Below are 11,413 nucleotides of genomic sequence, written 5' to 3' on the forward strand. Positions count from 1 at the left end.
CTAACAAACTATTAAAACAAGCCTTTGCAATAGCTAAACAACAAACAAAATATCAGGAAAATTATTCAAATATTATTTGCTTTTAAACACAGTTCATTTCGAACGAGCAAGTGGGGGCTTAAGCACTGGAGCGAGGAGAAATCTTATACGCCATGCATCAAGAACAATTATTATGTGGAACCATAACTATTACGTTTATATAGCGACCAACGCGGGCAAAACCGTATTATATGTTGGCGTTACAAATGATGTAAGAATCCGCATCGATCAGCATAAAGAAAACAAGGGGAGTAACAGATCTTTTACCGGCAAATATTATTGCCATTATCTTATTTATTATGAGCATTTCATCAGTACTAATGAAGCAATAGCACGGGAGAAAGAATAAAAAAGTGGCGGCTTGAAAAAAAGATTGCTCTTATAGAATAGGCAAACCCTTTATGGCGGTTTCTAAATGATGAAGTATGCTGAATGCAAGGCGTATAAGATTTCTCCTCGCGCCGGCACACTTGCCGGCCCAAGCTCGTTCGAAATGACATCGTGGAGATTACGCCATCCCCGGGAATTTGATTCCGGCGGCTTTGATATCGTTAATTATCTTTTCCTGCAGTGCCATTTTGGTAGCTAAAAAATGAGCGGGATCTACCCATACACGCACGGTAAAACGCATGCCGTCTGCTTCTAAAAGAAGCACTCCAACTTTGGTAGCAGGTTCGCCCAAAACATTAGGTACACCTTTTATGGCGTCAACCAAAATGCCTTTTACCTGATCAATATCCACCCCATAATTAAGCTTAAAATCAATATCTAAACGGCGTTTGCCCTGGCGGCCAATATTTGTTATCACTTCATTAAAAAGTTTACCATTTGGGATGATAACCGTTTTATTATCGGCGGTGAGGATCTCCGTGTAAAAAAGCTGGATAGACTGCACACGGCCATCCTGGCCCTGCGCTATGATGTGGTCTTCAATCTCAAAAGGTTTAAGTAACAATATCAAAACTCCGCCTGCAAAGTTTTGCAGCGTACCAGATAGTGCTAAACCGGCTGCCACACCCAAAGCACCAACAACCGTACTAATAAATGTAAGCTGGAAACCTATAACATTAAATACAGTAATAATGAGAATAGCGTATAACGCCGTTATTGAAAGGCTAAGAAAAAAAGGTTGTAACGAAGAGTGTATCTCGCGTTTGCTCATCCTATGTGTTAACCGCGCTTTAATGAACGCAATAACCCAAAGGCCTACAAAAAATAAGATGATGCCGAATAAGAATTTGGGCCCATAAGTTACAAGCCAAATATGCAGGGTATTATAGACGTCTTTTAGCTCCATAGATAGGGGCCAAAATTAAGATTTTTTTTTAACTGTACAGGGTTACAAACAGCTCGGGGCCTTTAAACAGCACCCATTCTACAATGCGGCTATGTATATGCTTCCTTTTATTTACTATTTGTTTCATACCGGCTATTATTCAAATGCCATGCCTAACCGGGCAAATAGCTATTATGTTACATAAAAATAACACAATGCGTTATTTTGGGGGATAAACCGTTTAGTCGAAGGGTATAAAAACGCCTAAACCATACAGAATGACTGTATAAAACAAAACCCCTTGTCTGCAAAAACAGACAAGGGGTTTGTTAAGTGTATAGTCTTGAGTTATAAGTCTTAAGTCAAAGGACTTCGGACTTATAACTCAAGCCTGAGGGCTTATCACGATTACATCATGCCGCCCATGCCGCCGCCACCCATTGGTGGCATGCCACCTTTGTCATCATCAGGCTCGTCTGCCAACACACACTCGGTGGTTAACAACATAGCCGCGATAGAAGCTGCGTTCTCTAATGCTACACGGCCTACTTTAGTAGGGTCGATAACACCTGCGCCAATTAAGTTTTCGTATTTATCGGTACGTGCGTTGTAACCAAAATCAGCAGTACCTTCTTTTACCTTTTGTACTACGATAGAACCTTCGATACCTGCGTTATCGCAGATCTGACGTAATGGTTCCTCAATAGCACGACGGATGATCTGGATACCGGTGTTCTCATCTTCGTTAGCACCTTTAAGGTCAGCTAAAGCAGCTACCGCACGGATGAAGGCAACGCCACCACCAGCAACAATACCTTCTTCAACAGCCGCACGGGTTGCATGTAAAGCATCGTCAACACGGTCTTTCTTCTCTTTCATCTCAACTTCAGATGCAGCACCTATGTAAAGTACAGCAACACCGCCAGATAATTTGGCTAAACGCTCCTGTAATTTTTCTTTATCGTAATCAGAAGTAGTAGTTTCGATCTGCGCACGGATCTCGCCAACACGGCCTTTGATCAATTCAGCATCACCGGCACCGTTAACCAGTGTAGTGTTGTCTTTATCGATAGTGATCTTTTCTGCCTGGCCTAACATTGAAAGGTCAGCGCTCTCTAATTTATAACCACGCTCTTCAGATATTACAGTACCGCCAGTTAACACAGCGATATCCTCTAACATTGCTTTACGACGGTCGCCAAAGCCTGGTGCTTTAACAGCAGCAACTTTCAGTGAACCACGGATCTTGTTAACTACCAAAGTAGCTAAAGCTTCGCCATCAAGGTCTTCAGCAATGATCAATAAAGGTTTGCCTGTTTGTACTTGTTTCTCCAGGATAGGAAGTAATTCCTTCATTGAAGAGATCTTTTTATCGTAGATCAAGATGTAAGGGTTTTCTAATTCCACTTCCATTTTGTCTGAATTGGTTACGAAGTACGGAGAAAGGTAACCACGGTCAAACTGCATACCTTCAACAGTTTTAACTTCAGTTTCGGTACCTTTTGCTTCTTCAACAGTGATAACACCTGAAGTACCAACTTTAGCCATAGCTTCGGCTATTAATGAGCCAATAACTTCATCGTTATTAGCAGATATAGAAGCTACCTGTTTAATTTTGTTGTTGTCTTCGCCAACGGTTTGTGACTGTGCTTTTAAGTTTTTAACAACTTCGGCAACAGCTTTATCAATACCGCGTTTCAAATCCATTGGGTTTGCACCTGCAGCAACGTTTTTAATACCTGCTGTAACAATAGCCTGCGCTAAAACGGTAGCAGTAGTAGTACCATCACCTGCAATATCAGCAGTTTTTGATGCAACTTCTTTAACCATTTGGGCACCCATGTTTTCAATAGGGTCTTTCAGTTCAATTTCTTTAGCTACAGTTACACCATCTTTAGTAACCGCCGGTGAACCAAACTTTTTATCGATAATTACGTGACGGCCTTTAGGACCTAATGTAACTTTAACCGCATTAGCTAAAATATCAACACCACGCTTTAAAGCGTCACGTGCTTCAACATTATATTTAACTTGTTTTGCCATTATATATACTTTGAATTTTTGAGTTAATGATTTTCTTGAATTATAATACTGCGTAAATGTCAGATTCGCGCATGATCAGGTATTCTTTACCATCGATATTGATCTCGGTACCTGCATATTTTCCGTACAATATAGCATCACCAATTTTGGTGGTCATTGGAATAAGGGTGCCGGATACATCAGCATACTTGCCCGGGCCAACAGCCACTATAGTTCCTTTTTGTGGTTTTTCCTGTGCAGTTTCAGGAATGTAAATACCAGAAGCGGTTTTGGTTTCTGCAGCAGCGGCTTCAACAACCACTCTATCCGCAAGGGGTTTAATGTTTAATGACATAGTAATACTATTTGAATTTTAAAATTTTAAGTTTTCGTTTATGGTTTTCACATCAATTATGCCAAGCACAGCAAATTTTCTGTATTGGCATAATTACTGTTCAATTGTCACCTTTTAGGGCAAGGTTACAACCTATTGGTTTTTATTTTATCGGGGCAAGTGCCATCATGGCAGTTAACCCAATTTCAGCAAAAAAGGCTTTGGAGGATAGTCCAAAGCCTTTCGTGTATGCTTAAAATACTTATTACTTTTTAGGCGTGTTCTGCGCCGGTGCAGGTGTTGTAGCAGGCACGTTTAATGGTGCTGCTGCAGGTGCTGCAGATGGTTTAGATGCTTTTTTGATTAACTCCATCTGCGCTGGGTCGTCGCTTTTTTGCGCACCGCCTTTAACAGATACATTGATGATAAGCGATAATACCATAATGCTGATAGCCAGCACCCAGGTACCTTTTTCTAAAAAGTCGCCGGTTTTTTGTACGCCCATTAATTGTGACGAACCTGAAAAATTTGAAGCTAAACCGCCACCTTTAGGGTTTTGGATTAATACGATAAGCCCTAAAAGGACACATAAAATTATCGTGATGACGATCAATACTAAATACATTTCTTTATTATATCAATTGGTTTTCTTTTCTAACTGTTCAATCTGGGCTGCAAAGTAAAGCTTTTTTTCCGGATATTTCAATATCAATTTTTTATAAGTGGCTATCGCCTTATGATATAGCATCTGGTCGGTATAAATGCGAGCAAGTGTTTCAGTAACAAAATCGTTCAGGTCTTCCGAACTTTTTTTGGCCTTGTTCTCATTATCCAGTTTATCTGCCGAAAGTGGTTTTATTTGTGGCTCGGTATGAATAAAGCGCTCGATGATCACATCCTCTTTTTTGTTATGATCAAAAGCTACCGCTGCCGGGTCGGTTTCCCGGTCTACCCCGCTTACTGATGTAAGGCTGAATATATTCTCGTAATACTGCTGTTGCAATTCATCGGCGCTACCTGCTTTTTGGCGTTTCCCGGTTTGTGTGCCTTGTTTTACAGCCGTGTTGCCAGTTGCATACGGTTGTAGGTTTTCGGCGTGTTCTTTGCGGGTTTTGTTAAGCCACCACAGAAAAGTATATGGCATTTTATCATCATCGTAGCGCGATACCCCCTGCGTTTCTGCCGCAGGCTCTGTTTGTTGCGACTGTTGTTGCGGCTCTGTTACCTTTACAGGTTCTGCAGCTGTGTTACTACGCAGTTCATCGAGCTTTTTATCAAACCTCAGGTAGTCGGTATTTACAATACCACCCAATATCAGGCGATCTTCCTGCTCTATTGTTTTTTTATGATCTGTAACAGGTTCTGCAATCCCGTCCGGCTGATGGAAAAGCACAGCAGATGCTTCCTCTTCCTCGGGGCCGCTCTCTACCGTAGGGTCGCTAAACCGGGCTTCAGTTAAAGGCTCGGCGGTCTGTTCACTTGCTATAGCCTCAAAACCAATATCCTCAATACTTACAATTTCATCATACACATCATCGTCAATATCCTGCTGCTGTTGCGGGTATTCAGGCTCTGGTATTGTAATGCTGTTGGGAACCTCCCTCTTCGGGAACCTTGAACCGCGGGTATAGGTTTCGCCCGTTATATTTTCAACGGGCTCTTCTGTTGCTTGCGGTTCCGGCATTGAAACCGGTTCTTGCCCGATCTGTATATCCTGTTGTGCTACAGGCCCATCATCTACTGCTTCCGTTTTAACTTCTTCCTGTTCTATAACGAACGGAGCATAGCTATTATCAATTTCATTTTCTGTTGCCGGCTCATCTGTAATTTCTGCTATCGGCTCGGCAATTGCCTCTTCAATGTTATCACCATCTATGGTAATAACCGCTTCCTGTGCCGTATCAATTGCCTGCACTTCTTCAATTTCCTCATCAACAATAACTGTATCTGTATATGTTTTAGAATAGGCTAAAGGTTCAATCACACTCTCTGAAGAGTAGTTAATATCTCTTTTATCAACTAACGGCAGGTCTGCGGGGTGGTTAGCCAGCTTATACAAGGTACGCGGATTATAATAAACCGATGCTTTATTTAACAGTTGTTTATCGCCGGTGCGTGCAAATAATACCTGTAGCAATCCGCTTTGGGGGTGCTCCTGCACCAGGCGCTCCAGGCTTTGTGTATATGCCGCGCCATTATTAGCCGGGTTGGCTAATATGTCCCATAAAATCTCTTTCTGCCTGTTATCTACGTATTGATCCACGCTGGTTTAAAAAATATCCTATCAATTCCAATTGGCGAAGGCTCTGTTAAAAATATCGTCTGTTAATTGTTTAACAATCTCCGGTATCAAAGTTTGTTCCTGCGATGCACTATCGCCGGTAAAATCTTTAGATTTTGTGAACGATTCTTCAAAACTAAGCTTTTTATCGGCATCGTAAACATATTTTACCTGAACTGTTATAGTTAAACGGCTTGCACCGGCAATTGGCGCGGTGTTGCTGTTTGTTGCCTGTATAGAAACCGGTGCAATGCTGTAACCCGTAATAGCCCCGCTCATGGTAGCATTGGCTTCGCCCCTTATAATACTAATATTTGTTTGTGTACGGATACGGTTTTTTAATGCTTCGGTAAAAGTTTGGCTCAGTGTAGGCACTACCAATTGTGAGTTATTCTCAAAAAACTGGATATCGATGGTCTTCAGATCTGGCGGGATAGAAGCGCCGTTAAGCGATAACTTATAGGCACACGAGTTAAACAACATAACTACGGTACCCAACACCAATAAACTTAAAAATAGCCTCTTCCTCATTTGTTCCCTATAAATCTAATTCTTTTATTTTACGATATAAAGTTCTTTCTGATATCCCCAGCTCATTAGCCGCCAGTTTGCGCTTACCTTTATGCTTTTTTAACGCTTTACGGATCAGGTCAGACTCTTTCTCTATCAGCGATAACGATTCCTCCACCTCTTCAGCATCGTGTGTGATGTTGTAATCTGCACTATTACTGCTGCTAACGCTATTGTTAACGGGTTGCTGCAGTGTAAATTGTGTTTCGTGGTTATTAACCGGTGGCAATTCAATATCGCGGTACAATTGTGTTAAAGCTGTAGAATTGTTCTGGAAATTTGTGCTTACCCCGCCATGCTCAATAATTTCGGCCACCAATTTTTTCAGCTCAACCATATCCCTTTTCATATCAAACAGCACCTTATACAGGATATCCCTTTCAGAGAAATCTTCTTTTGGCTGATTGTCTAACCGCATTGGCAGATTGCTTCTACCGGCTTCATGCGGGATGTAGGTGAGCAGCGTAGCCGCGGTTATTACCCTGTCGCGCTCTAAAACGGCCAGTTGCTCGGCCATATTCTTTAATTGCCTTACGTTACCCGGCCACGAGTAATTAATAAGTACCTGCTGCGCCTCTTCATCTAACTGGATGGGCGGGGTCCGGTATTTATCGGTAAAGTCTGATGTGAATTTGCGGAACAGCAGGAACACATCTTCCTTTCTTTCGCGCAATGGCGGGATCTTCAATGGCACCGTGTTTAACCTGTAGTAAAGATCCTCCCGAAATTTACCGGCTTTTACCGCATCGTACACATCCACATTGGTTGCCGCTATAACACGCACATTAGTTTTCTCAACCTTTGATGAACCCACCCTGATGTACTGGCCCGACTCTAATACCCTAAGTAAACGCGCCTGTGTGCCCAAAGGCATTTCGGCAATTTCATCCAGAAAGATAGTCCCGCCGTTAACGGTTTCAAAATAACCTTTACGTTCGCCAACGGCACCGGTATAGGCGCCTTTTTCGTGTCCGAATAGTTCTGAATCGATCGTCCCCTCGGGGATAGCCCCGCAGTTAACCGCTATGAACGGCCCATGCTTACGCGGACTCATCTGATGGATGATGTGCGAAAAAACCTCTTTACCACTCCCGCTCTCACCGGTAATTAATACCGAGATATCAGTAGGTGCAACCTGGTTCGCAATATTTATAGCCCTGTTTAGTAACGGCGAGTTGCCGATGATACCAAAGCGTTGTTTAATTTCTTGTACTTCCATAAAGAGATTCAAGAATCAGGATATCAAGACCTAAGACGAGCTTCGGCATTGACCCCCAATTCAAATTTAATCGTCACTTTTCATTATATACTCTCTGAAATTGAATATCATCTTCTGAATTTCAGCAACTAATTCTAAGCACTCCTTTAACTTATCAGGAGAGCCGTATGCTCTCCTTTCACATATTAACAACTGTGTTTCCACTTCGAACGAAGATGTCAACGATGTTGTTAAAAATTCCGCAAAGTGAATTTTCGTTCTTTTCCCTGATCCTTCCGCAATATTTGACGGTATAGAGCAGGAGCTTCGGTTAAGTTGATCAATCAGATTAAAGCGTTCCTGAATTGGTAATTCTTTACAATATTCAAAAGTTAAATCGGTTAAGTCCATTGACCTTTGCCAGATTTTCAAACTTTTAAAATTGTGCTTCATCTTATCTTCTTCTTGTCTCCTGATTCCTGACCTCTTGCTTCCAAAAGTTAAACAATAGTTCCTATCAGCGTCGCCGACGTCGTTCTCTCTACCAATACGTTTACATACTGGCCTGGTTTATAATTTTCACTTACCGGGAATATCACCATCGCGTTTTGATCGCTGCGGCCGCAATAGTCCTTGTCAGATTTTTTGGAGAAGCCTTCTATCAGCACTTTCTCAACTTTACCGATCCGCGCCTGCATGCGGTAAAATGAATACTCCTGCTGCTTGGCTACTATTTGCGCCAGGCGTTTTTGCTTTATTTCCTCCGGGATATCATCCGCGTAGCGTTTAGCGGCTAAAGTGCCCGGCCTTTCGCTATATTTAAACATGTAGGCAAAATCGTATTTTACGTAATCCATCATGGTTACGGTATCGTTATGCTCCTCATCCGTTTCGGTACAGAAACCGGTGATCACATCTGTTGATACCGCACAATCAGGTATTATCCTGCGGATGGCATCGATACGGTTCATGTACCACTCACGATCGTAAGTACGGTTCATAATATCCAGTATACGGCTGTTACCGCTTTGTACCGGCAGGTGTATATAATTGCAAATATTCTCGTATTTGGCAATGGTGTGTAAAACCTCGTCGGTAATATCTTTGGGGTGCGATGTTGAAAAGCGCACGCGCAGCTCCGGACTAACCAGTGCAACCATCTCTAACAGGTTGGCAAAATTTACAACAGTAATTTCATCGCCAACGGCTAAAGGCCCGGCGCCTTCGGCTAACTGTCCGCTCCATTTGTATGAATCTACGTTCTGGCCTAACAAAGTAACCTCGCGGTAGCCTTTATCAAACAAGTCCTTGCACTCAGCTACAACAGAGTGTGCATCGCGGCTGCGTTCGCGGCCACGGGTAAACGGCACTACACAAAAGCTACACATGTTATCGCAGCCACGCATAATAGATACAAAGGCGTTAATACCATTGCTGTTTAAACGCACCGGGCTAATATCCGCATAGGTTTCCTCGCGGCTAAGCAATACGTTAACCGCACGCTGGCCACCATCAACCTGTTCTATTAAGTTTGGCAGGTCGCGGTAAGCATCGGGGCCTACAACAACATCAACCAGTTTTTCTTCTTCTAAAAATTTAGCCTTTAAACGTTCGGCCATGCAACCCAGCACACCAACCACCATACCGGGGTTCCTGAATTTAGCGCCTGCAAATTCTTTCAGGCGGTTACGCACACGTACTTCGGCATTCTCACGTATGGAGCAGGTGTTGATGAAAATAACATCAGCATTATTAAAATCCGAGGTGGTCTCAAAGCCCTTTTCGGCCAATATCGAAGCTACTATCTCACTATCAGAGAAGTTCATGGCGCAGCCATAGCTTTCTATATAAAGCTTGCGGCCATTTGTTTTACCAACAGGCTCTAAAATTAAAGCCTCGCCCTGCCTTGTCTCATCGTGCACTTTATCCGGTATAAGCAAATCCATTGTTATGTAAAAAATTGAACCGCAAAAATACACAATTTTTATATAATGATGTGACAGTTTGTCAGCGTTTAACAATTTTCGGTTTCTGTTGTTATATATCTGCAACAAGCCGCCATTAAGGTCGCTGGGAACATAAGTAAAGCGAACAAAATATGGCAACTACCTTTTTTAAACACCGCTGGCAAAAAATACTGCTGATAGTAATCGGCGCTTTAGTACTGCTTACTATAATGGCGGTATTATTTATCAATAGTTTTTTAGCCCCAAAACTTTCGGCCAAACTAAAAGAAGCCGTTTTAAAAGGTACCGACAGCCTATACACCATAAACTACAGCGACCTTGACCTGAACGTACTGCAAGGCAAAGCCGTACTTTACGATATCACCTTTAAACCAGATACTGCAGTTTATCACCAAATGAAAAAGCAAGGCGCAGCACCCGGTAGCTTGTACGAACTGCATGTAAAACGGCTGGTGATCTCAAACGCCCACCCTTTTGAATTCTACTTTAAAAAGAAACTGAATGTTGGCCGCATTACCTTAAACGAGCCCGGGATACAAATAAGCAAATATGCTGATAAGGACGGCGATACCGCCAAAAAGGACAAGCGCACGCTGTACCAAAAAATTGCCAAAAGCTTTAAACTGGTACACATAGGCGAGATCCTTTTTACCAATATAAATTACAAACAAAAAAACTATACGGGGCCAAAACTGGCGGTATCTGAATTAAAAGAAATGGACGTTAAGGCTACCGACCTGCTAATAGATTCGGCAACGCAAACAGATACCACGCGCTTTTTATATTGTAAAGATGTTACTACCGAATTAAAAAACTACAGCAGTAAAGCTGCCAGTGGCTTATATACCTTTAAAGTTAAATCGGTAAAGCTATCTACCCAAACAAAAAACCTTGCCATTACCGGGATTGATCTTAAACCAATAGACCGTGCCGCGTTTTTTGAAAAAAGTAAAAAGGACCGCTTTACCCTGCACATTGATTCGGTACAATTGAAAAATTTTGACTACATCACTTATCAAAAATCGCAAAGTATTGATATTAAAAAACTTGTAATTGATAAAGGATATTTTGAAGTCTTCAGTAACTATAATGGGTCCTTGCAAACTACCGACAGGCTGGTAACGTTCCCCCATTGGGCCATTCGCCATGCTATTAAAGCAACGCTTAACATTGATACGCTGGATATGAAGCATATGAATGTGGTGTATTCGCAGCTTAATAAAACCTCAAAAAAGTTTGGGCACTTAAAGTTTAACAACATTTCCGGCCGGTTCCTCAACCTTACCAACCGTGCGGATAAGCTAAAAAAGAATAATATCGCTACAGCCAACCTTACCAGCTATTTTATGGGAAAGGCCAAACTCGATCTGCACTTTGTGTTTAACCTTAACGATGCTACTTATAACTACGCTTACAAGGGGCACCTTGCGCCCATGAACATGAGCGATGTTAACCCGGTGCTGATGCCCCTCTCAATGGTTAAAATAACCGAGGGCAGGTTAGCCAGCTTTGATTTTGATATACATAGCACGCAAAAGCTATCAAAAGGAACGGTATCTTTTTTATATAAAGACCTGAAGGTTGATGTACTACGCCCTGATTACACCAGGAAAGCCCTAATCAGCACCCTTGCTAACGCCGTAATTATAAAACACGACAACCCTGATGATGGCAATAATAAACCCCGCCTGGCTAATGTGGTTTACATCCGCCCGGCTAATTTTCC

11 protein-coding genes are annotated in these 11,413 nt (G+C 42.2%); 2 read left to right on the forward strand and 9 right to left on the reverse strand.

What is annotated here, in order from left to right; all coding sequences use genetic code 11:
• Positions 1 to 172: 172 nt before the first annotated feature.
• On the forward strand, positions 173 to 388 hold the full coding sequence (locus WC615_RS20040; RefSeq protein ID WP_372979840.1) for a GIY-YIG nuclease family protein: 216 nt from the start codon (positions 173 to 175) through the stop codon (positions 386 to 388).
• A gap of 159 nt (positions 389 to 547) precedes the next feature.
• Here WC615_RS20040 and WC615_RS20045 read toward each other — a convergent pair whose 3' ends face one another.
• The 9 genes from WC615_RS20045 to miaB form a co-directional block, all read right to left on the reverse strand.
• The gene (locus WC615_RS20045) at positions 548 to 1,336 is read right to left on the reverse strand and encodes a mechanosensitive ion channel family protein (protein ID WP_372979841.1); all 789 of its coding nucleotides are present in this window, start codon (positions 1,334 to 1,336) and stop codon (positions 548 to 550) included.
• 387 nt (positions 1,337 to 1,723) lie between these two features.
• The gene (gene groL / locus WC615_RS20050) at positions 1,724 to 3,361 is read right to left on the reverse strand and encodes a chaperonin GroEL (RefSeq protein WP_197486542.1); all 1,638 of its coding nucleotides are present in this window, start codon (positions 3,359 to 3,361) and stop codon (positions 1,724 to 1,726) included.
• Between the two features lie 37 nt (positions 3,362 to 3,398).
• The gene (gene groES, locus WC615_RS20055; RefSeq protein ID WP_067053087.1) at positions 3,399 to 3,692 is read right to left on the reverse strand and encodes a co-chaperone GroES; all 294 of its coding nucleotides are present in this window, start codon (positions 3,690 to 3,692) and stop codon (positions 3,399 to 3,401) included.
• 244 nt (positions 3,693 to 3,936) lie between these two features.
• Positions 3,937 to 4,296 (reverse strand): preprotein translocase subunit SecG, encoded by a 360-nt coding sequence (secG, locus tag WC615_RS20060; RefSeq protein ID WP_372979842.1) that lies wholly within the window; start codon positions 4,294 to 4,296, stop codon positions 3,937 to 3,939.
• A 12-nt stretch (positions 4,297 to 4,308) separates the two neighbouring features.
• The gene (locus tag WC615_RS20065) at positions 4,309 to 5,934 is read right to left on the reverse strand and encodes a hypothetical protein (RefSeq protein WP_372979843.1); all 1,626 of its coding nucleotides are present in this window, start codon (positions 5,932 to 5,934) and stop codon (positions 4,309 to 4,311) included.
• A 21-nt stretch (positions 5,935 to 5,955) separates the two neighbouring features.
• On the reverse strand, positions 5,956 to 6,483 hold the full coding sequence (gene lptE, locus WC615_RS20070; RefSeq protein ID WP_372979844.1) for an LPS assembly lipoprotein LptE: 528 nt from the start codon (positions 6,481 to 6,483) through the stop codon (positions 5,956 to 5,958).
• A gap of 7 nt (positions 6,484 to 6,490) precedes the next feature.
• A complete protein-coding gene (locus WC615_RS20075; protein WP_372979845.1) occupies positions 6,491 to 7,741 on the reverse strand; it encodes a sigma-54 interaction domain-containing protein in 1,251 nt (416 codons plus the stop codon).
• A gap of 66 nt (positions 7,742 to 7,807) precedes the next feature.
• Positions 7,808 to 8,173, reverse strand: a complete 366-nt coding sequence (locus WC615_RS20080) for a four helix bundle protein (protein ID WP_372979846.1) — start codon at positions 8,171 to 8,173, stop codon at positions 7,808 to 7,810.
• Positions 8,174 to 8,220: 47 nt separating this feature from the next.
• Complete coding sequence (gene miaB / locus WC615_RS20085; RefSeq protein WP_372979847.1) at positions 8,221 to 9,666, reverse strand: tRNA (N6-isopentenyl adenosine(37)-C2)-methylthiotransferase MiaB; 1,446 nt, start codon at positions 9,664 to 9,666, stop codon at positions 8,221 to 8,223.
• Between the two features lie 152 nt (positions 9,667 to 9,818).
• On the opposite strand from miaB, the gene WC615_RS20090 reads away from it, so the two are divergent.
• On the forward strand, positions 9,819 to 11,413 hold a 1,595-nt coding region (locus tag WC615_RS20090), incomplete at its 3' end, for a hypothetical protein (protein ID WP_372979848.1).

Origin of the sequence: Mucilaginibacter sp. (genome assembly GCF_041663085.1) — a bacterium.
Lineage (GTDB): Bacteria > Bacteroidota > Bacteroidia > Sphingobacteriales > Sphingobacteriaceae > Mucilaginibacter.